Annotated in this window: 19 protein-coding genes and 1 tRNA gene; 10 read left to right on the top strand and 10 right to left on the bottom strand. The window is 71.3% G+C overall.

Going from position 1 to position 22,009, the window contains the following annotated elements; translation table 11 throughout:
- Positions 1-86 precede the first annotated feature (86 nt).
- The 7 genes from VQ03_RS12085 to VQ03_RS33000 all read right to left on the bottom strand — a co-directional run bounded on the left by VQ03_RS12085 (position 87) and on the right by VQ03_RS33000 (position 10,359).
- Positions 87-1,223 carry a VWA domain-containing protein gene (locus VQ03_RS12085; RefSeq protein ID WP_048451128.1) on the bottom strand — a complete coding sequence of 379 codons (1,137 nt, stop codon included), beginning with the start codon at positions 1,221-1,223 and terminating at the stop codon, positions 87-89.
- A complete protein-coding gene (locus VQ03_RS12090) occupies positions 1,220-3,526 on the bottom strand; it encodes a DUF5682 family protein (protein ID WP_048451129.1) in 2,307 nt (768 codons plus the stop codon). The genes VQ03_RS12085 and VQ03_RS12090 overlap by 4 nt, the downstream gene beginning before the upstream one ends.
- Before the next feature lie 8 nt (positions 3,527-3,534).
- Positions 3,535-4,623 (bottom strand): ATP-binding protein, encoded by a 1,089-nt coding sequence (locus VQ03_RS12095; RefSeq protein ID WP_048451130.1) that lies wholly within the window; start codon positions 4,621-4,623, stop codon positions 3,535-3,537.
- A gap of 146 nt (positions 4,624-4,769) precedes the next feature.
- Positions 4,770-6,326, bottom strand: coding sequence for a DUF5691 domain-containing protein (locus VQ03_RS12100; RefSeq protein WP_048451131.1), 1,557 nt, complete (start codon positions 6,324-6,326; stop codon positions 4,770-4,772).
- Positions 6,327-6,342: 16 nt separating this feature from the next.
- Positions 6,343-7,716 carry an SWIM zinc finger family protein gene (locus tag VQ03_RS12105; RefSeq protein WP_048451132.1) on the bottom strand — a complete coding sequence of 458 codons (1,374 nt, stop codon included), beginning with the start codon at positions 7,714-7,716 and terminating at the stop codon, positions 6,343-6,345.
- Between the two features lie 426 nt (positions 7,717-8,142).
- Positions 8,143-9,747, bottom strand: coding sequence for a TROVE domain-containing protein (locus VQ03_RS12110; RefSeq protein ID WP_083467953.1), 1,605 nt, complete (start codon positions 9,745-9,747; stop codon positions 8,143-8,145).
- A gap of 536 nt (positions 9,748-10,283) precedes the next feature.
- Positions 10,284-10,359, bottom strand: a tRNA-Cys gene (locus tag VQ03_RS33000).
- Between the two features lie 544 nt (positions 10,360-10,903).
- On the opposite strand from VQ03_RS33000, the gene VQ03_RS12115 reads away from it, so the two are divergent.
- Entirely contained in the window at positions 10,904-11,158 is a 255-nt protein-coding gene (locus VQ03_RS12115) for a helix-turn-helix domain-containing protein (protein WP_048451133.1), read from the top strand.
- A gap of 16 nt (positions 11,159-11,174) precedes the next feature.
- Here VQ03_RS12115 and VQ03_RS33005 read toward each other — a convergent pair whose 3' ends face one another.
- On the bottom strand, positions 11,175-11,330 hold the full coding sequence (locus VQ03_RS33005; RefSeq protein WP_157064079.1) for a hypothetical protein: 156 nt from the start codon (positions 11,328-11,330) through the stop codon (positions 11,175-11,177).
- A 310-nt stretch (positions 11,331-11,640) separates the two neighbouring features.
- Between VQ03_RS33005 and mtoX the strand changes: the two genes are divergently transcribed.
- From mtoX to VQ03_RS12130, 3 genes are read left to right on the top strand one after another with little or no spacing between them, the layout of a single operon-like run.
- Positions 11,641-12,960, top strand: coding sequence for a methanethiol oxidase (gene mtoX / locus VQ03_RS12120; protein WP_048451134.1), 1,320 nt, complete (start codon positions 11,641-11,643; stop codon positions 12,958-12,960).
- A 5-nt stretch (positions 12,961-12,965) separates the two neighbouring features.
- Positions 12,966-13,697 (top strand): SCO family protein, encoded by a 732-nt coding sequence (locus tag VQ03_RS12125; RefSeq protein WP_048451135.1) that lies wholly within the window; start codon positions 12,966-12,968, stop codon positions 13,695-13,697.
- A 32-nt stretch (positions 13,698-13,729) separates the two neighbouring features.
- The gene (locus VQ03_RS12130; protein ID WP_048451136.1) at positions 13,730-15,475 is read left to right on the top strand and encodes a cache domain-containing protein; all 1,746 of its coding nucleotides are present in this window, start codon (positions 13,730-13,732) and stop codon (positions 15,473-15,475) included.
- Between the two features lie 6 nt (positions 15,476-15,481).
- Here the strand turns inward: VQ03_RS12130 and VQ03_RS12135 are convergent, their stop codons facing one another.
- A complete protein-coding gene (locus VQ03_RS12135) occupies positions 15,482-16,513 on the bottom strand; it encodes an ABC transporter substrate-binding protein (RefSeq protein WP_048451137.1) in 1,032 nt (343 codons plus the stop codon).
- Positions 16,514-17,095: 582 nt separating this feature from the next.
- On the opposite strand from VQ03_RS12135, the gene VQ03_RS31855 reads away from it, so the two are divergent.
- Positions 17,096-17,929, top strand: coding sequence for an FkbM family methyltransferase (locus VQ03_RS31855; protein ID WP_083467954.1), 834 nt, complete (start codon positions 17,096-17,098; stop codon positions 17,927-17,929).
- A 219-nt stretch (positions 17,930-18,148) separates the two neighbouring features.
- Here VQ03_RS31855 and VQ03_RS12140 read toward each other — a convergent pair whose 3' ends face one another.
- Positions 18,149-18,409, bottom strand: a complete 261-nt coding sequence (locus VQ03_RS12140) for a hypothetical protein (RefSeq protein WP_048451138.1) — start codon at positions 18,407-18,409, stop codon at positions 18,149-18,151.
- Between the two features lie 244 nt (positions 18,410-18,653).
- Here VQ03_RS12140 and VQ03_RS33010 point away from each other — a divergent pair, with 244 nt between their 5' ends.
- The 5 genes from VQ03_RS33010 (at position 18,654) to VQ03_RS12165 (ending at position 21,881) form a co-directional block, all read left to right on the top strand.
- Positions 18,654-18,800, top strand: coding sequence for a hypothetical protein (locus tag VQ03_RS33010; protein WP_157064080.1), 147 nt, complete (start codon positions 18,654-18,656; stop codon positions 18,798-18,800).
- Positions 18,801-18,829: 29 nt separating this feature from the next.
- Positions 18,830-19,039 carry a ComEA family DNA-binding protein gene (locus VQ03_RS12150; protein WP_048451197.1) on the top strand — a complete coding sequence of 70 codons (210 nt, stop codon included), beginning with the start codon at positions 18,830-18,832 and terminating at the stop codon, positions 19,037-19,039.
- 248 nt (positions 19,040-19,287) lie between these two features.
- A complete protein-coding gene (locus VQ03_RS12155) occupies positions 19,288-20,130 on the top strand; it encodes a universal stress protein (RefSeq protein ID WP_048451139.1) in 843 nt (280 codons plus the stop codon).
- Positions 20,131-20,357: 227 nt separating this feature from the next.
- A complete protein-coding gene (locus tag VQ03_RS12160; RefSeq protein ID WP_048451198.1) occupies positions 20,358-20,876 on the top strand; it encodes a hypothetical protein in 519 nt (172 codons plus the stop codon).
- Positions 20,877-21,065: 189 nt separating this feature from the next.
- The gene (locus VQ03_RS12165) at positions 21,066-21,881 is read left to right on the top strand and encodes a universal stress protein (RefSeq protein WP_048451140.1); all 816 of its coding nucleotides are present in this window, start codon (positions 21,066-21,068) and stop codon (positions 21,879-21,881) included.
- Positions 21,882-22,009 lie beyond the last annotated feature (128 nt).

Consider the following 22,009-nt stretch of genomic DNA (forward strand, 5'->3'; position numbering starts at 1 on the left):
CGCCAGCGGCCCCCCGCGATCGCGAGCCGATCGGCATCCGCCCCCGGCTTGGCGCGCCGGGGTGCCGCGGTGAAAGGGGTGCCGTTCTATGCGGCCCCATTACCCCCCGCCGCCCAGGCCCCCAGATCCTGCTTGCGGATCGCCGCCGCCATCATGTCGGGGAAGAGGTCGGGGGTGCAGGCGAAGGCGGGGACGCCGAGGCCGGCGAGACGGGCGGCGAGCGCCCGGTCGTAGGAGGGCGCGCCCTCGTCGGAGAGGGCGAGCAGGGCCACCACCTGCACGCCGGCCCCGACGAGGCGTTGCGCCTGGGCGAGCAGCCCGGCCTCGACCCCGCCCTCGTAGAGGTCGGAGATCAGCACCAGCACCGTGTCCTCGGGCCGGGTGATCCGGGAGGCACAGTAGCCCACCGCCCGGTTGATGTCGGTGCCGCCGCCGAGCTGGACCGAGAACAGCACCTCGACCGGATCGTCCAGATCGTCGGTGAGATCCACCACCTGGGTGTCGAACACCACGAGCCGGGTCGAGACCGCGGGCAGGGAGGCCATCACCGCCCCGAAGATGCTGGAATAGACCACCGAATTCGCCATCGAGCCGGACTGGTCGATGCACAGGATGACGTCCTTGAGCGAGCCGCGGCTCTTGCGGCCGTGGCCCAGCCGCGTCTCCGGGATGATGGTGCGGTACTCGGCCTGGTAGTGACGCAGGTTCGCCCGGATGGTGCGGTGCCAGTCGATCTCGGCGTGGCGCGGCCGGCGGTTGATGCTGGCGCGGTCGATCGCCCCGTTGACCGCCTGGCGGACCGGCTCCTCCAGCCGCTTCATCAACTCGTCCACGACCTTGCGCACCACGAGGCGCGCCGTCTCCTTGGTGCGCCCGCCGAGGAGGCTGCGCATCGAGATCAGGGTCGAGACGAGGTTCACGTCGGGCTGGAGCGCCTCCAGCATCTCCGGCTCGGTCAGCATCCGCCTGAGGTCGAGCCGCTCGAAGGCGTCGCGCTGCATCACCTGCACGACCGAGGCCGGGAAGTAGTCGCGGATGTCGCCGAGCCAGCGCGGCACGGACGGGGCGGAAGCGCCTAAGCCCCCCTTGCGGTCGGAATCGTAGAGCGCGCCGAGCGCCCGGTCGAGGCGCTGGTCGCGCTCGCCAAGGGCGTAGCAGGTTCCGTCCGCGGCCCCGCCGCCGAGGACGAGGCGCCAGCGGCGCAGGCGTTCGGTCTCGCTCATGCTGCGTCTCCGGTCGTCGTGGCAGGCCCGAGCAGCAGGCGCAGGATCGGCAGCACGCTCGCGGCGCGGCCGGCATCGAAGCCTTCCGGCCCCTCGGCCCCGGGCGCCGGGCCGCCCGGGCGGGCCAGCGTCTCGCCGATCGCCCGGCGCTCGGCCGGGGCGAGGGTCGCGAAGGTGCGGCGCACCAGCGGCAGCAGCTCGGTGAACAGGTCTTCGTCGAGGCCGGCGAGCCACTCGTCGACGATGCCGAGCAGGCCCTGGCCGTGGATCAGGACGGGGCCGCTCTCCTCCAGGAAGCCCTCGATCCAGGCGGCGGCCGGACCCGCGCCGGCGGCCCGCGACAGGGCGAGGCGCAGGCGGGTGCCGGCCTCCTCCGCGTCGATGGCGCGGCCGTCGAACAGCAGCCGCACCGCCCGGCCGACGACCCGGCCATGGACGTGCTCCTGGTCGGCGAGCGCCCGCAAGGCGTCCTGCCACGTCGCCTTGAGGTCCGGATCCTCCAGGAGGGCGACCGCGCCCGAGACGGCGACGATGCGCTTCTTCGCTCCTTGCGCGGCATCGTCGTCGAGGCTCTGGCACGCCGCCACGAGCCCGGCGGCGGCCCGGGGCACCAGGCCCCGCACCAGGGCCAGGACCGGCTCGGTGTCGGAGGAGCGCACCGAGCCGTAGCGGGCGAGTTCGGCGAGGGCCGGCAGCGCATCCATCAGGTCGAACACGTCGGCCGAGACCGCGGCGCGGTCGTCGAGGGCCCGGACCACCTGCGCGGTCGCCTCGGGCAGGTCGGCATCCAGCAGCGTCCCGACCAGGCCCGACAGCTCGGCGACGCGCTGCGCCCCCCGTGCCCGGGCCTGGACCCGGGAGGCGGCGGCCTCCGCCACGGTGCCGCCCTCGGCCGAGGCCGCCACCAGCTCCACCACCCAATCCGGCTGCCAGGCGAGGAACCACGCTTCCTTGAAGGTGCCGCGCCCGCGCGCCTCGCGCCGCGTGCCCCAGGGCACGCCGACCAGCGCCAGCCGGTTGAGGAAGTGGCTGCGGGCGAGGTCGGTCTCCTTGCGCAGGTCGAGGACGAGGTCGCCCGCCGCCGCGCCGGGCTTGAGGCGCAGGCGCTTGCATTGCGCCTCGAAATCCGCCTCCACCGGCGTGCCGGGACTGTCGGGCGGCGTGGCGCCCAGCCGCTCGCCGATGACGAGCTTGCGCCGGATCAGCCCCATCGGCGCCGGATCGGCGAAGCAGAGGGTCGCCTGGGTCGCCTCGTCGAGGTCGTCGAGGGAGGGGCGGGAGCGGCCGCGGAAGGCCGCCAGCGCCTCGGCGAGCCGTGCCGCCTCGATCACCGAGGCCGGCGAGGCGTCGAGGTCCTCCTCGCGCAGCAAAGCGGCGGCGCGGGCGAGCCAGCGGGCGGCGACCCGGCCCTCGTGGTGCCACAGCGTGTCGTACCATTCGGGCGACAGCACCCCGGCGCGGTAGCCGGAGGCGGTGGCCAGCCGCTCGTAGGACCACGGCGCCCAGGCGGCGGCGACCTTGGTCTTGGGCAGCCCCTTGAGGACGGCATTGTCGGCCGAGGCCTGGCCCTTGGCGTCGTGGCGGGCCAGCGCCGGCACGTGCCAGGCGCCGCAGATCACGGCGATGCGCGAAAACTCCTCCTTGGCGGCCTTGCGGATCGCCGCCCGCATATGGGCCTCGCGGGCCTCCTCGCGGATTCCGTCCTCCGGGTCGGGATCGGCGCCCTCGCGCAGGGCGGCCATCGCCTCGGCGATCGCCGCGAACACGTCGCCGTCGGCGCCGGCCCGGCTCTCCACCAGGGCGTCCCACCAGCGCTCGCCGTCCGGATAGCCGGCGGCGGCGGCGAGTTCCCCGAGGGGATCGCGGCGGATCGCGGCCGGGGCCGGGAGGGGTGATGAATCCTTGCCCGGCTCCTCCGCCGCCTCGGCGACCGGCTCGGCCTCGATCGGCGCGGCTTCGCCCTCCGGGGCTGCGCCGAACCCATCGGCGAGCTGGATCGCGTGGGGCAGGTCGATGAAGCGGATCGTCGCTCCCGCCGCCAGGCCGTGGCGCATCGCCACCCATTCGGGCGAGAAGGCCGCGAAGGGGAAGAACGCGCAGTCGCGCGGCCGGTCGGGCCGGTAGACCAGAAGTGCCACCGGCGGCGCCATCCCCTCATGCGCGGCGAGGGGGATCAGCGCGTCGGCATCGGGCGGTCCCTCGATCAGCAGGCAATCGGGTGCGAAGTCGGTGAGCGCCGCCCGGAGCGAGCGGGCGGAGCCGGGACCGTGGTGACGGATGCCGAAGAGGCGGATGTCGGGCATCGCTCAGGTCACGCGCTCGCGCGGGCGGCCTTGTAGAAGTCCTTCCAGCCCTCGCGCTCCTTGACCACGGTCTCGAGATATTCGCGCCAGACGATCGCGTCCTGCACCGGGTCCTTCACCACCGCGCCCGAGATGCCCGAGACGAGGTCGTTCGCCGAGAGGCGGCCGTCGCCGAAATGGGCGGCGAGCGCCAGCCCGCTGCCGACGACGCTGATCGCTTCCGCGGTCGAGAGCGTGCCCGAGGGCTGCTTGACCTTGCTCTTGCCGTCCACCGTCACGCCCTCGCGCAACTCGCGGAAGATCGTGACGACGCGGCGGATCTGCTCGGCGCCGGGCGGCTCGGCCGGGATCTCGAAGGCCCGGCCGAGGGACGCCACCCGGGTCTCGACGATGGCGATCTCCGCCTCGATGGTCGCCGGCGGCGGCAGCACCACGGTGTTGAAGCGGCGCTTGAGCGCGCTCGACAATTCGTTGACGCCGCGGTCCCGGTTGTTCGCCGTGGCGATGAGGTTGAAGCCTTTCTGCGCTGGCACCTCCTCGTTCAATTCGGGGATCGGCAGGGTTTTTTCCGACAGGATGGTGATGAAGCTGTCCTGCGTCTCCGAGGGGATGCGGGTCAGCTCCTCGACCCGGGCGATGCGGCCCTCGTTCATGGCCCGCATCACCGGCGAGCCGACCACGGCCTCGCGGCTCGGCCCCTTGGCGAGGAGGAGGGCGTAGTTCCAGCCGTAGCGGATCGCCTCCTCGCTGGTGCCGGCGGTACCCTGGACGATCAGCCGCGAGGTGCCGCAGATCGCCGCCGCCAGATGCTCGCTGACCCAGCTCTTGGCGGTGCCGGGCACGCCCAGCAGCAACAGCGCCCGGTCGGTGGCGAGCGTCGCCACCGCGACCTCCATCAGGCGTCGGTCGCCGATATATTTCGGCGTGACCTCGAAGCCGGAGGCGAGCTTCCCGCCGAGCAGGTAGGTGACCACCGCCTGCGGCGACATCTGCCAGTTCGGCGGGCGCGGCCGGTCGTCGGCCTGCCGCAGGGCGGCGATCTCCTCGGCGAAGGCGTCCTCGGCGGCCTGGCGCAGCTGCGCAGCTTTGGTCGTCATCCTCGGGCTGTCTCCTAGATGCGTGTCAGAGCCTGTTTGAAGGGTCTCTACAAAGGTGACACCGTCCTGGTCATTCCGGGCTCCGCTGCGCGGCCCCGGAACGACGAGGAGAGGGTCAAGTCTGCAGGAACCCATCGAAAAGGGGCTCACTGTTCGAAGTCGCGCCGGATCGCGACCCGCAATTCCAGCGTCTCGGCCATGCTGGCGACCTGCTGGCGCAGGCGGTCGTGGCCCTCGTCCTCCGGCAGCCGGGCGACGAGCGCCGCCGCGGTCGCGGCGATGTCCTCGCCCGGCCACAGCCGCTCGCCGAGGCGGGCGATCACCCAGGGCTTGGCGAGGTCGCGCCGCAGGTTGTCGGAGCCACGGATGACGAAGGCGAGCCAGTCGATCAGGGCGGCGCTGAACCGCTCGGAGAAGGCGTCCGGGCCCTGTCCCAGCATCGCCAGCAACACCTCGACCTTGCGGGCGCGGATCAGCTCGGTCACCCGCGCCTCCCACTCCGCAGCGGGCAGCATGTCGACGGCCTCCACCCACCGGCCGAGGAGCTCGTTGGTGCGCCGGAGGCCGGACACCTTGCCCTCGCAGACCTCGGACAGGAGGTCGATGGCGGCCTGGATCCAGGCCGGGTCGCGCTCGCGCTCGATCGCCTGGAACAGACCCTTGACGATCGGCTCGGACCACTCGCCGCGCAGCGCGAGTTCGAGCCACAGCCGCGGCGGGTGGCCCGAGAAGGCGTGAAGCGGGGTGCGGGCCAGGATGTCCCGCAGGAGCCCCGCCCGGATGCCGCCGCCACGCTGCTCCCAAGGGTTGGGCGTCACGCCGTCGCGGGCGAGGGTGGAGGATTCCTCCGGCAGGGTCACGACCAGCTCGTGCGTCGCCCCCCGCAGCAGGCGCTCCTTGCGCTCGATGACGAGGGCGGCGGTCGCCCGCACCGCCATGCGCGAGGCGTAGAGCGAGCGGGGAAGGTGCGGCAGCAGGCGCTGGGCCGCCTCGCGCACGCCCCCGGCCCGGTCGTCGAGGCAGGATTCGAGGAATGGCTCGTCCGCCGGGGACAGCCCGGTCCACAGGGCGCCGACCAGGGCCTCGCGGGCATCGGCCTTCTCCTTGCGGAAGACTGCCTCCAGGGCCGTCCGCGCCCCGCCCGGGTCGCGGGCGCGGAACGCCGCGAAGGCGGCGCGGCGCTGGGCGACGCTGCCCTCGGTCCAGTCGGCGGGCGCCTCGGCCGGCGTGCCGCCCGGGTCCTCGCCGCAGGCGGCGGCGAGCCAGGCGAGTTCGGGGCCGACGACGGCGCCGGCCGTCTCCGGCAGGTTGCCCGCCTGGAGCATCAGGGCCTGGTGCAGCCAGGCGGGCGGGCGCATCTGCGCGGCGGCCGCGAGGTCGAACCACTCGCGCAGGCGCTCGCGGGCGGCGTGGCCGCCGCTGAGGAGGGCGTAGAGCCGGGCCGCGGCGGCCGGCGGGCATTCGGGCCCGGCGGGATCCCGGGCGGCCACCGGCTCCATCGCGTCGGGCGCGAGGTCGAGCCCGGCGAGGTGGTGGACACCATGCAGGGCCAGCCGCGCTAGAAGGGCGCTGCCGGGATCGGCCTCCGTCACCAGGTCCGCGAGGGGGCCGGGCGCGGCGGGTGGTGCACGTTCGGCGCCGAGGAGGGCGGCGGCGAGGATTGACTCCCAGCCGTCCGCGACGAGGTCGGTCGTGTCGGTCATGGTCGGGCCGCTCGTCTCACGCCACTTGCAGCAGCACGGCTTGCGACGCCTGCGCGGGCATCGCGTAGAGGCGGCCTCCGATCGCGAGGGCGAGCGGGAGGAGGCCGTGACCGTCATGCAGGCCGAACAGGTCGACCGGGCGCCCGCCCGCGACCGCGAGCAGGCTCGGCAGGCGCGGATCGGCCCGCAGGGGCAGGCAGCCGGTCGCGTCGCCGGCCGCGAAGGCGACTTGGCCCCCCGCCGCGGCGGGGAGCCGACCGAGCCGCACGTCGGCGAGCCGCACCGGCCAGCGCTCGGTCCAGGGCGCGCGCGCCAGGATCGCCGCGAAGGCCTCCCGCGCGGCCGCGACGCTGCCGCCGCCCGGCAGGCCGGCCGCCGCCGCCGGGCCGGCGCGGCCCTCGCGAAACACCGCCCGCAGCGGCGGGTCGCCGGGCTGGAAGGCGAGCGCCCCGCAAAAATCCTGGCCGGCGGCGGGGGCCGGCGGCAGCGGCGAGCCCGGGGTGCCGTAATCGAGCACCTGCGCCACGGCGCCGGTGCGGCGGCCGACGAGCCAGACCGAGCGGGCGGTCAGCTTGTCTTCCTCCTCGATCGCGTGGGCCAGCACCGCCCAGTCGTCGGTCTGGTCGGGCCGGGCCGCCATCTCCTCGGCGGTGACGGGGTAGCCGAGGGCCGCGCGCACGCCCGCCGCCTGCTCGGCCGAGAGTGCATCGAGTCGGCGCGCGGCGCGCACCAGCAGGGCGATGCGCCCGAGGGCGAGGCCCAACGCCGCCTCCGGCCGGGCGCTGCCGGCTTGCGGCGCCGTCGCGACCAGCCCCGGCAGGGCGCGGACCCGGCGGGCGAGGCCGGGCGCCTGGCCGTCGACGAGGCGCCCGGCCATGCGGTCCCAGAAGGCGTAGGGCTCGGCGCGGGCGGCGGCGAGGCCGCGGCGCATCAGGTCGCGCAGCCAGAGATCCAGCTCGTCGAGGGCGGTCGCGACCTTCTCCTCGCGGGCCTGCCGGCGCCTGGCTTGCGCCTTCTCGTCGACGGGTTTCGCCGGCTCGTTCGCGCGGGTCTCCGCCGCGGCGGCGCGGCTCTCGCGGCCCTTGGTCCAGGCCGCGACCCAGTCCGGCGGCTCCGCCTCCGCAAGGGCGGCGGCGGCATCGACCAGCATCAGGCCGAGGGCGTGCTTGCAGGGGAATTTCCGGCTCGGGCAGGTGCATTTGGAGACCGGCCCGGCGAGGTCCGCGACCGTGCGGTAGGGGCTGGCGCCGCTGCCCTTGATCTCGCCCCAGATCACCGATCCGGCCCGGCCGAGGCCGCCCCACTTCTGGGGCTTGGCCTGATCCTGCCCGGCCTTGCGGCTCGCGGCATCGGGGGCGAGGTCGAGGATCTGCGCAGTCGTCAGGCTCATTCGGCGGCCGGCTGTCTGTCCGTGCAACGTGTCTGGCGTGCGGTCCAATCTGCACAAAACGATGTCGCAGGCAAGCTTGGCGTTATGGACAAGATCAGAGATCGTTACACTTTGAATCAGTTCTAAGGATCGTCTCGAAGCTTGGACGCCGTGTCATTTGCCAGCTTGGTCAAGCGTTTTGAGGCCCACAACCATCTTGTGCACGTCTTGAAAGTCAGCTCCGGATGATCCTGTGGTCTTCTGGATCCCGTTGGGGATCCCGGGGGAGAGGGACATCGATGACATTTCCCGTTTCGGAAACGTCTTCGGATAGAATTTCGCACGTGCGGTCAGGAGCTTGCAAGTTCGCCTTCACGGTTCTGCCGGACCTGGAACGATCGCGTCTTCACGCGGAAGGGCGGCCCTCTCGGGCCGCCCCCTCTCTCGTCAAGTCCGGATGAAGTCCGCGATCACCGCCGGTGCCGCCGTGTCGAAGCCGACCACGTCGAGCATGCCGGGATCGCCGGGATCGGCGATGCTGAAGCCGTTGGAGACGAGCCCCACGACCACCAGCTTCGCCGGGATCCCGGTCCTCTCCCGGTATTCCCGCAGCGCCTGGACCGGGTGGACCGGGCCGGCCCAGGTCTCCGAATCCGTGTAGACCACGAACGCGTCGGCCTCGACGCCCCGCGCCAGGGCCCAGCGCATCGGCAGCGAGCAGTCGGTGGCGCCGAACGGCAGGTTCGCCGTCGCCTCCACCGCTTGGTCGAGCCGCATCGACGGGCCGATCGCCAGCGGCGTCAGCGCCGTCCCGCCGCTCCCGGACCGGCCATCCTCGGCGGTGAAGCCGAGGATCTGCCAGCGCTCCTCCGTCGCCGCGGTGACCAGCGCCATCGCGGCCGCCGCCTCGCGGGCGGTGAGCCACGACCCCGCCACATGGCTTCCGCCCATCGAGCCCGAGACGTCGAGGGCCAGAACCAGGCGCTTGCCCGTCGGTTCCACCGCCCGGAAGGCGGTGTAGAACGCGGCGTTCAGCGCCTCGACGATCGCCGCCACCGGCTCCCAGGCGAGCTGCCCGCGCTGGCCGTACCCGGAGGCGTAGGTCTTCAGCGCCAGCAGCAGCGCCATCGGATGCAGCCGCGCCTTCAGCAGGCGCTCCCGGTCCGACAGCACGGCGCGGACATGCTCGCTGCCCTCCGAGAAGGGAGCGAGCGTGCCGGCCGCGGTGAGCCGGCCGAGCTGGCGCACCAGGGCGCCGGCCGGCATCCGCTCGATCAGGGCCTCGTTCACCGCGCGGCTACGCATCAGCCCGGTCGGCAGCGCCTCCCAGGGCAGGCCGTGCGAGCGGATCAGGGCCGCCGCCACCGGCCCGTCGACGCCCTCCGCCTGCACCTTGGTGAAGGCGTGGACGATCCCGGGCAGCGCCTCGGCCACGCGGCCGCGGCAGATCCAGTCGAACAGCGCCCGGCGTGCCGGCTCCTCCGTCTCCGGATGGGCGAGGCGCAGGAGGTCGCGGTGGGTCCAGCCCTGGCGCGAACGATACTTCACCGCCTGGAAGGCCAGAGCCTCCACCGGCGTGGCGCAATACCAAGTGCCCACCGCCCGGCGCAGACCCCGGCCCCAGCCGCGCATCGCCTCGACGACGCCGGCGAACTGGAACAGGTGCGTGCCGGTGCGGCAGACCTGCGGCAGGGCCCGGAGTGCGGCGCGCCGCGTCGCCAGGTCCGGGGAGGCCGCCGCCAGCGCGAGCGCGAAGATCGCCGGGTCCTGCTTCGGCGCCCGGCCGCCCTCGCTGACGCCGACGATCGCCGCGACGGCCCGCTCGCCATCCGCGGCGAGGCAGCGCTGCACCGCGGCCGCGCTCTCGACGGTCAGCGCCCGCGGGCTCGCATAATACGAGCCGCCCTCGGAGCCGAGCACCAGGAAGCGATCGAGCCGGGTCCAGTCGCCGACCGCGACGGCGTGGCCGCCGGCGCTGTTGCGCACGGTGCCGGGGATCGGCTGGTTCTGCGGGGTGCGCCGGAGCGAGGCCAGCTTGGCGTAGGTCATCATGGCGGGGTCCTCCTCGTTCTCCTCTCTCCATCGCGGTCCTTCGCGGACCGGTGGCTCGTGACGGCGCGCGGCGGCGGGCGGGGGAGGGCCCGCGCGGCCCCGCCCCCGTGCCGATCGCGGCCGGGATGTCTTCGTCTCGTCACGGACGGGGCCGTGCGGGCATGTGTGTCGGGACCGGTCGTGCTCCCGGCTCACGCCGGAGAGGGCAGCTCGTTCGCCACCCGAGCGTCAGGCCTCGCGGCCTGCGGGATTCGAACCCGGACCTTTCGGTCGACCAGATAACCTGTCCCGTCCGGCCCGCACGGCCATGCTCGTCCTGCCGTCGCACGCGGGCGTGGCGCCGAAGGATCTTCTTCCGATGCTCTCGCCTTGAGCTACGGGTCTGGCGGGCGGGACTGGAAGCCTGGGAGCTTCGCACCCGCACCCTTCGGACCCCTCGACAACCTTCGCCTTTCGGCCCGCGGCGATGAGCCCGGGCCGCGCGGTCGTGGTGTGAGGAACGGCGTTAGGCGCTCTACCGACTGAGCTACGGGCCTCGCGGCCCGGCGGGATTCGAACCCGCGACCACCTCCGTTGCAGGGATAACCGTTCCTCTCCGGCCCGCGCGGCCGCGAGACTGTGCCCGCTCGCCAAGCGTCCGGCGTCCTGCGGTCGTGGTGCCGGGGACGGGTTGCTGAGCGACTGGGACCTCGCGGCCCCGGCGGAAGTCGAATCCGCGACCTCCACGGGTTCGCATCCGTGGCGCTCTACCCGGTAACCGTCCCCTGCCGGCCCGCAGGGCCGTCAGATCGCGTCGAGTTCTTCTGTGGGCGAGTTCTGTGGGCGAGTTCTGTGGGAATGTGCCGGCTTCGCGAGGCCGGCGGCTGCCGTCAGCCTCTGCGGCTGGCGCAGAGCCGTAGCGGCCGCAATGGCCGCATCGTCCCGGGACGGGCGAAGGCGGCGACGCGGAGACCGTCGTGCTGTTTCATGCCTGGCTCCGTCCGAACGGGGCTTCCGGGGTGGCGCGGGCGTGTCGTGCGAGGCTCGGGATGATCCAGGGAAGGGATAACCGAGCATCTCCGGCCCGCGCCGGCGATGGAGGGGTGGATACGGCCCCGTTGCCGGACCGTCAAGCCGAAACTTGAAAAATCTTTCAGCTTCGACCATCTCGAGGGCCATGATCGTCGCTGCACAGATCCGCGCCGGGCGCGGGCTTCTCAAATGGACCCAAGGGGTTCTGGCGAGCCGCGCCGCCGTCTCGGTGGTGACCCTCAACATGATCGAGAGCGAGCAGGTCCAACCTCGCAGCCGCACCCTGGAGGCGATCCGGCGGGTGCTGGAAGGGGAGGGGATCCGCTTCATCGGCGACGCCGAGGACGGCTACGGCGTCATCCTGAGGCCCGCCGGCGCCAAGCTCGGCGCCGGACCCTGACGGGGCCTTCCGGCCTTCAGCCCCGCGGCGGTGCGGTGGCGAAGAGCAGGTCGAGGCCTTCCGCCGGAATCGGAAGCGCCAGGATCGCGCCGCTGAGCGCCGTGGAGGGCAGTCCGCCCATCATCGCCATCTGCACCGCCGTCGTCACCTCCCCGGCCTGGGCGCCGAGCATGGCGGAGCCGAGGACATCGTCGTCCCTCGCCCACCAGCCCCTTCATGGAGCCTGTGCCCTCCGGCAGGACCGGGACGGATCCGATCGGGAGCGGGCGGGGGTGCGGAGCGCAGCAATGGCGGATCTTTCCGGATGTCGTCTTGCTGTCCTGACACAATCGATTGACAGCCGATCCGAACAGGCGAAGCATGACTGCGATCGGATCCAGGATCGGATCCGTCTCGCTCGCACCGCCGATTGGCTGTGAGCTTCATAGTCATGAACGGGCGAGCCGCGACGACGTCGACAACGCGGTTATCAGGAGGTGCCTATGCCGGGAGAGCGCACGATCCCCTGTCGTCGGTCGGCCCTCATGCTCTGTGCCGCCGCACCCTTGCTCGCCGCGCAGCCGGCCCGGTCCGACGAGACCTGCCAGTCGCCCTATATGGCAAAGATCACCGGCATCGAGGACTTCGTCTATGTCTGGACCCTCGGGGTCGAGGGGCTCGGCGACGGTTCGGACAAGCTCGTCACGGTGGATGCGCGCGAATCCTCGCCCACCTTCGGCAAGCCGATCCATGCCGCCCCGGTCGGGGGACGGCACGAGGCGCATCACGGCGGCTTCACCGACGACCGGCGCCAGTTCTGGGCCGCCGGCCTGTCGGACAGCAAGATCTTCATCTTCGACGTGGCGACCGAGCCGGCGAAGCCACGGCTCGTCAAGGTGATCGACGACTTCGTCGAGGCGAGCGGCGGCGCGGCCGGCCCGCACGGCGCCTACGCGCTGCCCGGCCGCATGCTGATCCCGAGCCTGTCGAACCGGCACGGCACCGGCCGGGCGGCGCTGGTCGAATACTCGAACGAGGGCGACTACGTCGCGACGCATTGGCTGCCCACCGATGCCGAGCCGAACGGCGCCCGGATCGAGGGCCGTGCCGACGGCTACGGCTACGACGCCCGCGTGCTGCCGCGCCGCAACGTGATGCTCACCTCGTCCTTCACCGGGCTCGAGAACTACATGCGCCCCCTCGGCGACCTGATGAAGGACGGCGAGGCGATGAAGCGGTTCGGGCAGACGATGGTGCTGTGGGATTTCCACGCCCGCCAGCCCCGCGCCGTGCTGAACGTGCCCGGCGTGCCGCTGGAGATCCGCTGGGCCTGGGGGCCTAAGAACACCTACGCCTTCACCTCGACCGCGCTCACGTCCAAGCTCTGGCTCGTGCGCGAGGACGCGCCCGGCGCCTGGAGCGCCAAGCCGGTGGCCGAGATCGGCGACCCGTCGACGCTGCCGGTCCCCGTCGACATCAGCCTCTCGGCCGATGACCGCACCCTGTTCGTCGACACCTTCATGGACGGGACCACCCGCGTCTTCGACGTCTCCGACCCGGAAAAGCCGCGGCAGATCTACGAGAAGAAGATCGGCGCGCAGCTCAACATGGTCTCGCAGAGCTGGGACGGCAAACGGATCTACTACACCAGCTCGCTCCTGGCGAACTGGGACAAGACCGGGACGGAGAACGAGCAGTTCCTGAAGGCCTATGCCTGGAACGGAAAGGAGCTGACGGCGCGCTTCGCGATCGACTTCACGGCCGAGCGGCTCGGGCGCCCGCACATGATGGCGTTCGGCGCCACCGCGCTCTACGCGAAGTGACGCCGATGCGGCCCGCCTCGCTCCTCGGCCTCGCGGCGCTCGCCGCCGCGGCCGCTCCCGCCGCCCGTCACGCCGTCGCCCATGAGGGCCACGCGCCGCGGCCCGTGGCCGCCGCAATCTTCCCCATCCCGGCGCCGGGCAGCTACCGCCTGCCTCCGATCAAGCGGGCGGCGGGCGGTACCGTCCTCGACGAGGCCGGCCGGCCCCGGGATCTCCTGGCACCGGACCTCCTGGCACCGGACCTCCCGGCACCGGACCTCCCGGAGGTTGCGCGCGGCATCACCGTGCTGGCGCTGATCTACACGCGCTGCGGCGACGTCTGCCCGCTCGCCAGCGCCGACATGGCCCGGCTGCAGGACCTCGCCGCGAAGGATCCGGCCGTGGCGCGCCGGACGCGCCTCGTCAGCCTGAGCTTCGACCCCGAGCACGACACGCCGGAGGTGATGCGCAGCTTCGCCGCCGCCTGGCGCTCCGCCGACCCGGCCGCGCCCGCCTGGGCCTTCCTCACGGCGCCCGGCCGCGCCGAACTCGCGCCGATCCTCGCGGCCTACGGGCAGCGCGTCGATGCCGGCCCGGACGGGTCGCTGACCCACGTCTTCCGCGCCTTCCTGATCGATTCCGAAGGCCGCGTGCGCAACATCTACAGCCTCGACTTCTTCGAGCCGGCCCTGGTCCTCGCCGACATCCGCACGCTGCTTCTCGAGGGTGCCGGCTCCGGGGGCAGGCAGGGCCGCTGAACGGGTCGTCCGGTGCGAGAGGCGCGCAGGTCATGGTCAAGCTCGCGGCCGATCCGCGCCGCTCGCTCTTCGCGAAATACTGCGTCGTCCTCTTCGCGGCGGTGGCGCTGCCCCTGTTCGCGAATGGCGGCCTGGAGGCGTGGTTCGGCTACCGCGACCGGCGCGACCAGCTGCACGCGCTGCTCGGGCTCGAGGCGCGCGACGCCGCCCTGCGCATCCAGGGCTTCATCGACACCATCCGCGAGCAGCTCGGCTGGATGGTGCAGCTGCCCTGGAACCCGGCCGCGGAGGAGCGCCAGCGGCTCGACGCCCTGCGCCTGCTGCGGCAGGTGCCGTCGATCGCGCAGATCACCCTCGTCGACGGGGAGGGCCGCGAGCGGCTGCAGGTCTCGCGGGTCAGCCTCAACCGCGCCGGCAGCGGTGCCGACCGCTCGGGCGATCCGGCGGTGGCGGGGGCCATGTCCGCCCGGACCACGCCCGCCCGGGCCTGGTACGGCCCGGTGACCTACCACCGCGGCTCGGAGCCGTTCATGACGCTGGCGGTGGCGGGCAACCGCCTCTCCGTCGGCGTGGCGGTGGCGGAGATCAACCTCAAGCTGATCCGGGACGTGGTCTCGGGCATCCGGATCGGCGAGACGGGACAGGCCTTCGTCCTCGACGGCCCGGGCCGGCTCATCGCCCATCCCGACATCAGCCTCGTCCTGCGCGGCGCCGATGACCCGGCGGCGCGCCCCCTCGCGACCCTGCGCCAGGTCGTGCACGTCGCCGGGGGCACCGCGACCGGGGTGGATGCGGGCGGGCGCCGCGTGATCGCCGCGACGGCCGCGATTCCCGGCGTCGACTGGACGGTGGTGGTGATGCAACCCGCCGCGGAGGCGTTCGGGCCGATCGTGCGGGCGCTCCTGCGCACCGGCGCGCTGATCCTCCTCGGCCTCCTGTTCGCCGCCGCCCTCGCCTACGGGCTGGCGCGCCACATGACCGGCCCGGTCCGCTTGCTCGAGGACGGCACGCAGCGGATCGGGGCGGGGGATTTCGGGCACCGCATCGCCATCTCCTCGGCGGACGAGCTCGGCCGGCTCGCGGCGCGGTTCAACGCGATGGCGGCCGAGCTCGCCCTGTCGCAGGAGCGGCAGGAGCGCATCGCGCGGCTGCGGCGCTTCCTCGCCCCGCAGGTCGCCGAGCTGGTCGAACGCTCGGGCGACGACGGCGTGCTCGACGGCCGGCGGGTCGAGGTCGCGGTGATCTTCGGCGACCTGCGCGGCTTCACCGCGTTCTCGGCCGGCTCGCCGCCCGAGGTGGTGATCGAGGTGCTCGGCGAGTATTTCGCGGCTTTGGGCACCGTGATCACGGCCCACGGCGCCACCCTGGTCACCTTCACGGGCGACGGCCTGATGGCCCTGGTGAACGCGCCCGTGCCGACACCGGATCCCGGCCCGACCGCGGTGCGGCTCGCCATCGCCATGCAGGAGGCGGTGCGGCCGCTCGCCCGGACCTGGGCCGCCCACGGCTACGGCATCGGGTTCGGCGTCGGTGCCGCGATGGGGCTCGCGACCGTCGGGCGGATCGGCTGCGAGGGCCGCTCGGACTATACGGCGATCGGGCCGGTGGTGAACCTCGCCGCGCGCCTCTGCGCCGTCGCGGCGGACGCGCAGGTCCTGATCGATGCGAGCCTGGCCGAGACCGTGCGCGGACGCTGCGCCGTCACGGCCCTCGGCGCGCTGCCGTTGAAGGGTCTCGTGCGGGAGGTGCCGGTCTTCGGGGTCGCGTGCGGGCCGTGAGCCCCTTCATTCGAGGACCGTGTCGGCGGCGCTGAGGAGCGCGGGCGGGACGGTCACGCCGAGGGCGGCGGCGGCCTTGAGGTTCACGAACAGCTCGACCTTCGTGACGAGCTGCACCGGCAGGTCGGAGGGCCGCTCGCCCTTGAGCAGCCGGCCGGCATAGAGGCCGGCCAGGCGGTGCGTCTGCGTGAAGTCGCCGCCATAGCTCATCAGGCCGCCCGCCAGGGGAAAATCCCGGGACTGCGTGACGGCCGGCAGGGCGTGGCGGGTCGCGAGGTCGGCGAGCAGCCGGCTGCGCAACGCGAAGTAGGGGTCGGAGGTGAAGACGAGGCCTGCGGGCGGCTGCGCGGCCGCGCCCGCGAAGATGGGCGCGAAATCCGCCTCGTCGGCGACCGGCGAGGGCCGCAGGCGCACGCCCAGGATCTCGGCGGCCTCGTGCAGGGATTGCAGCTGCGAGGGCGCGGTCGGGCTCGTCGGGTTGAACGCCACCGCGAAGGTCGTCGTGGCCGGCATGGCCTCGTGCAGGAATTCCAGCCGCTTGCGCGAGACCTCGACGCTCAGGCTGGACACGCCCGTGAGGTTGCCGCGCGGGCGGGCAAGGTCCTGCACGACCCCGAGGGCGACGGGGTCCCCGCCCATCTCGAAGACGATCGGGATCGTCGCGGTGGCCGCCTTCGCGGCGAGGGCGACGGGCGCGCCGCCGGGCGCGGCCAGAACCGCGACCCGGTGCTCGACCAGCTCCCGGGCGAGGTCGGGCAGCCGCTCGTAGCGCCCCTCGGCCCAGCGAAACGCGATCGCGACGTTGCGCCCCTCGACGAATCCCGCCTCGGCCAGGCCGTCGCGGAAGGCGGCGAGCCGGCTGGCATAGGGCTCGGGCGCTTCGAGGCCGAGATAGCCGATGACGGGCTGGGCCGGGCCCGGCTGCGCACGGGCCCCGCGGGTGCCGATCGCGGCGCCGCCGAGCCAGGCGAGGATCTGGCGCCGCTGGAGCCGCGAGGCAGAGCGTGGATCCCCGGCGCGCCGGCGCTGCGTCGTCATCCCAGGCCATCCGAGAGGCGTCGAAACATCGATCAGTCTAGAGCATCATCCGACCGCGCCGCAACGCAGTACACGGCCGCGGCATGCACCACGCAGCGATCGGATGATGCTCCAGGTTCTTGATTCGACCTCGAGTCCCTCCACGGACCGGCATCCACGTCGGCCGCAAGCTGGTCACCGACGACCGCGCCGTCCCGCTGCGCAGCCTGCGCGAGGGGCTGCGGGCAGCCTTGGGTCCGGACGGCGCGATTCAGACCTTCTTGCACCGCCATGTGCCCGGGGTGGTCATCGCCCGCGAGGAGGACAAGTGGCTGACGACGATCTGTTGGCGCGGTATCGCACCGCGGACATCTTCTTCGAGGAAGCAGACGAAGCCAAGCTGCGCAAGTTACACCTCAAGGATCTGCCCAGCGGTTGATGCCCTAACACAGCCGAGAGAGCGGATTATTGACTTGCATTAGGGCACATCTTTCGGAAGGCAAGCGACGTTCTCCAGGCAGAATCAATGGACTTTTGTAAAATTCTTGTTTAATGAACATTCCTGCTCAGCATCGCCCTGCTGCTTATTGAGGGAGAAAATACATGACCATTGTAAAAAAATTGGCCATGTCGGGAATTGCGAGCGTAGGCAGAAAATTATCTAAAAATAATACCATTCAAAAAATCCTATTTAATGCTATACGTCTTAATAGATCTGAAGTAAAAAACATTGTTTTGAATAACGATGTAAAATTTATCAGCTATTGCTTATCGCGAAGAGAGCGGTCTAGATCGCAAATTTTGCAAGATTTGTGGGTTTGTTTTGAACTTGGTGAGAAATCTGGAGGGTTTTTCGTAGAATTTGGAGCAACGAACGGTTTAAAAAATAGCAATACTTGGCTTCTTGAAAAAGAATTTGGGTGGAAGGGGATCTTGGCCGAGCCAAATCCTATCTGGCATCCTGAATTAATGATCAATAGAGACGTGCATATCGAGACAAAGTGTATTTCCTCTAAATCGGGAGATACGATTTCATTTATAGCAACGAATGATACCGATCCTGAATTGAGCGGGATTGCCAAGTTTTCTGCGGGCGATCATTTTTCCGAAAAGCGAAATCATGGTCAGCGGATCGAGTTGGAAACATTATCATTGGATGATTTGCTGAATAAGTATGACGCTCCTCCTGTAATCGATTATATGTCGATCGATACAGAAGGAAGTGAGCTGGACATACTTTTATCATACAGCTTTAGACATAAATTTATGGTCATATCGATCGAGAATAATCCCGACAATGAAGCAAAAATCGATGATATATTATCATCTAAAGGTTATGTAAGAGTTTTTAGGCAGTTCTCGCAATGGGATAGCTGGTATGTTGCTGCGGAGCTTAGAGATGGAAAGCAGGTGAATATCATATCTCCAGAGTCGTGACATATAATTCTATTTGAAAGCTGGTTATATCATTGGATGAATTCACATTCATTCCGGCCTCGTCGAGGCCGATCGGCGACAGGGCCTATCGGACGCGATACGCGAGAGCCGGTCGGACCTCATCGACAGGTTGACCGACCGGCGCTCGCCGAGCCCATGCGCGAGGCGCTGGCAGAGGAGAAACAAGACCTGCCGGAAACCCTGGTGCTGGAGCGGCGATCAGCCGGCGTCCGTGGGCGCCTTCCTGATGAAGGCCAGCATCTCGTTCAGGGGAAGCGAGCCAGGATAGTCCGGGAAGGCGAGGGCAACGGGTGCGCCGAGGGCTGCCATGATGGCCCGCAAGTCCTCGACCCATGCATCGGCTTCGGCTTGGGTCGCAAAGCCGGTGCGGACCATCGTCTTGTCTGGCTCGATGGTCACCGTAACGGAAAATCGCCCATCCGGCATGTCAAAGATTTGATATGTCACACGGCGGGCCATCTGGTCAACCTAGCGCGGAAATTCAGTTCTGGAAAGCCATGTGACGACAATTTACTTTGGGATAATCTGGCAAGGGGCGCCACCTGCTCTCGGCGCGATGCCACGGGCCAAGGTACGGAGAGGAAGCTCACGCCGGCCGCTCGGTTGCCGGTATCGTTGAGGAGGGATCCGGACCGTCGGCTCATGACGCTGGTCGGTCTGGAGGCGACCATCCGGGTCGGCATTCGCCAACGGGGCGACGGCCGTGACGATGACGCCATCGGGGCGGGCCCGTCCCGATCCCGGCGACCGGCCGGACGGTGCGGCGTTCATCGACAAGCCCTTCTCGGCCGAGATCGTGTACGCCCACCTCGAGGAAAGCCTGCCGGACGGGCCGAAGCGCGAACCGTGACGCAAGCGAAGTGAGACGGAGCAATGCCGGTGATCGACCTGAACGCCGCCACCGCCGAGGAGCTGGACACCGTGCCGGCGCTGAAAGGCCATGGGTTCGAGATCGTGCGCTATCGCGAGGAGCGCGGCCGCTTCACCAGCTTGCGGCAGCTCGACGAGGTGCCGGGTCTGAGCGGCAAGACCGAGGGTGTCGAGGACCACGTGACGGTGGCCGGCCGGAGCGATCCGCCGATGTCGTGACGGGCGGAGCGGGCGTCCGTGCCCGCCCGCTCCGGAAGCATCCGTCCTGGAGCCCTTGCGGCGGCGGGACTCAGCCCCGTGCCGCGCGTGAGGACGGGCCGCTGACGGCGTGCCGAGACCTCGCCGGCCCCGATTCCGGTCCTCCGCTCCGACCGCATGACCGGCCGGGCGAGGCGTCGTTGATCCAGCGCAACGTGCCCGCGGGCCGAGCTGCCAGAATCCGTGCATCGGACACCAGCGGGGCGGCCATGATCGAGGACCTCCGGACCATCCTGATCGCCCTGACCGAGCGTCTGGGCGACGAGACCGCGTCGAGCGCGCTCGCGTACGGCCTGTCCCTGGCAGCGCGCGCGCCGGCCCGGGTGACCGTCCAGGCGGTCTCGGTCCGGCTGGTCGTGCCGCATGCCTGGATCAGCCGCTTCGTCGGCATGGTCGTTGCCGCCGAGAACCGGCGGCTGCGGGACCTGGCTCAGGCCGTGGCCGAGCGGGCCCGGGGCGACGCGGCCGCCGCCGGAATCCTGTGCACGGCGCAGGCCGAGCACCTCTCCGACGACCGCCTGCGAGCAAGCTTCTCGGCCCAGGCGCGGCTGCACGACCTCGCGGTGATCGACGCCGAGCCGCGGATGCTGACGGGTGACCGCGGCCTGATCGAGACCCTGCTGTTCGAGAGTGGCCGGCCGCTCATCGTCGTCCCGCCGGGCTGCGAGACCTTCGCGGCCCGTCGCATCCTCGTCGCCTGGGACGGCAGCGCCCAGGCGGCGCGCGCCCTGCACGACGCCCTGCCGTTCCTCCGCCAGGCCGAGCGGGTGGAGGTCGTCGTGGTGACCGGCGAGAAGGACCTCACGCATGCGGTCCCGGGCGTCGAGGTGGCGCCGGGCCTCGCGCATCGCGGCGTCGCCGTGACCGTCACCGACCTGCCGGCCAGGGACGGGGACGTCGCCGGTGCCCTGCGCCGCCACGCGACGGAAGCGGGGGCCGACATGATCGTGATGGGCGCCTTCGTCCATTCGCTCCTGCGCGAGGCGGTGCTCGGCGGGGTGACGCAGGAGATGCTGCGCGCCTGCCCGGTCCCGCTCCTGATGGCGCATTGAGACGGGGCCGCCCGCGGGCTCCGCAATCCGACCCTGCGGCCTGCGGGGGCGCTGTCCCGCCCGATCAAGCGGTGGGGCGCGTCCCCTGTGAGACTGACGGAAGGCGGGAGGACGGGCGACGGGGGAGCGCAGCTGCGGCCCGTCGCGGATCCGGACGGCCGTGACCGGGATGCGCGAGGGGCTCGGCAATGCTCGCCGGACGGCGCTCCGCGCGTGAGGAGATCGCCATGGAGACGCTGACGACGAAACCCGCGCCGCAATCCGCGACGCCGCCCGCCGCGATCGGCAACGAGCCCTTCATGTCGGCGGACGACCTCGCCGCCTACTCGGCGCGCATGCGCGCTGCCCGGGCCCTGAAGGAGAACGAGGGGCTCGACCGGGCCGGCAAGGCGCGGGAGGAGCTGGTCAAGCAGCTCGCCGAGCCCATCGCGATCACGCCCGAAAAAGTGAACGAGATCACGCAGCGCCTGCTGCACAAGCTCCGCATCGCCGCCGAACAGGGCCAGAAGGAACTGCTGGTGATGCGCTTCCCGAACCTGATGTGCAGCGACAAGGGCCGGGCGATCAACAACGGGGAGGCGGGGTGGGCCGAGACCCTGACCGGCCGCCCGCGCCAGGCCTACGAGTTCTGGCGCGACCGCCTGCATCCCGCCGGCTACGGCCTCAAGGCGATGGTGGTCGACTGGCCGGACGGCATGCCGGGCGATATCGGCTTCTTCCTCACCTGGAAGGGCGCGCAGGCCTGAGCGCGACCGGCGCAGGGCATCGGCGACGTCTCGATCGGGCCATGCGGGGAGATCGGGGCGAGCGTCGGGCTGCGGTGGCGCCCCGGTCGGAATCGCCGGTCGCGCCGTGTGGCCGGCTTGCGCTGGATCAAGGTGCTGCCTCCCGGCCGGGCGGATCCTCGATCGGTCTCATTCAGCGGGAGAACGGCCGTGATCAAGGATCTGACGATCGTCGTCGACGGGGTGGGCCGGCGCGCCGCGCCCTACGGGGTCAGGCTCGCGGCGATGCTCGACGCGACCGTCTCCGCCGTGAGCGTCCTGCCGCTCGTGCCCTTCCAGACCTTTGCGCAGTCCGAGATCCGCTACGATCTGGTCGTGGCCGCCGAGCAGGATGCGCGCGCGCAGGCCGCCGCTGCGGTCGAGGCCGTGGCCAGCGCCGCCCGGGAGGCGGGCCTGTCCTGCGAGACGAGCGCGATCTGCACCTCGGCCCCGCACGCGCCGCAGCGCCTCGCCGGGCTCGTGCACCTGAGCGACCTCGCGGTGATCGAGCAGGCCGACGGAGCAGCGCCGAAGCCCACCGACGCCTATCTGGACACCCTGCTGTTCCAGGGCGCCCGCCCGGTGCTGATGGTGCCCTACATCCAGGAGGCGCCGCCCCGGCTCGCGGCGGCGGTGGTGGCCTGGGACGGCAGCGCGCCCGCGGCGCGAGCCCTGGGCGACGCGCTGCCGCTCCTGCGCCGCATGGCGCGCGTCGAACTCGTCAGCGTGACCGGCGAGCCGGTGCCCGAGGCGACGCGCTGGCGCGCGATCCGCCATCTCGCCCGGCACGGGATCGAGGCCGCGTTCCACATCGTTCCGGGCCGCGGGCCGGTGGGCGAGGCGCTTCTCTCGCACGTCGCCGACCGCGGCGCCGACCTCCTGGTGATGGGCGCCTTCGGCCATTCGCGCCTGCGCGAGGCGATCCTCGGCGGGACCAGCCGGACGATCCTCGCCTCGATGACGGTCCCGGTGCTGATGTCGCGCTGACGGGACACCGTCGATTCGCCTCAGCGCGGGAGCACGCGGCCTCCGTGCTCCCGTGCATCGGCCTCCGTGAGGCGGTCCGGATCGACGACGAGCCGGTACAGCCGGACTGCTCCGGCCGGGCTGCGGCC

The organism is Methylobacterium tarhaniae, from assembly GCF_001043955.1.
Taxonomy (GTDB): Bacteria; Pseudomonadota; Alphaproteobacteria; order Rhizobiales; family Beijerinckiaceae; genus Methylobacterium; species Methylobacterium tarhaniae.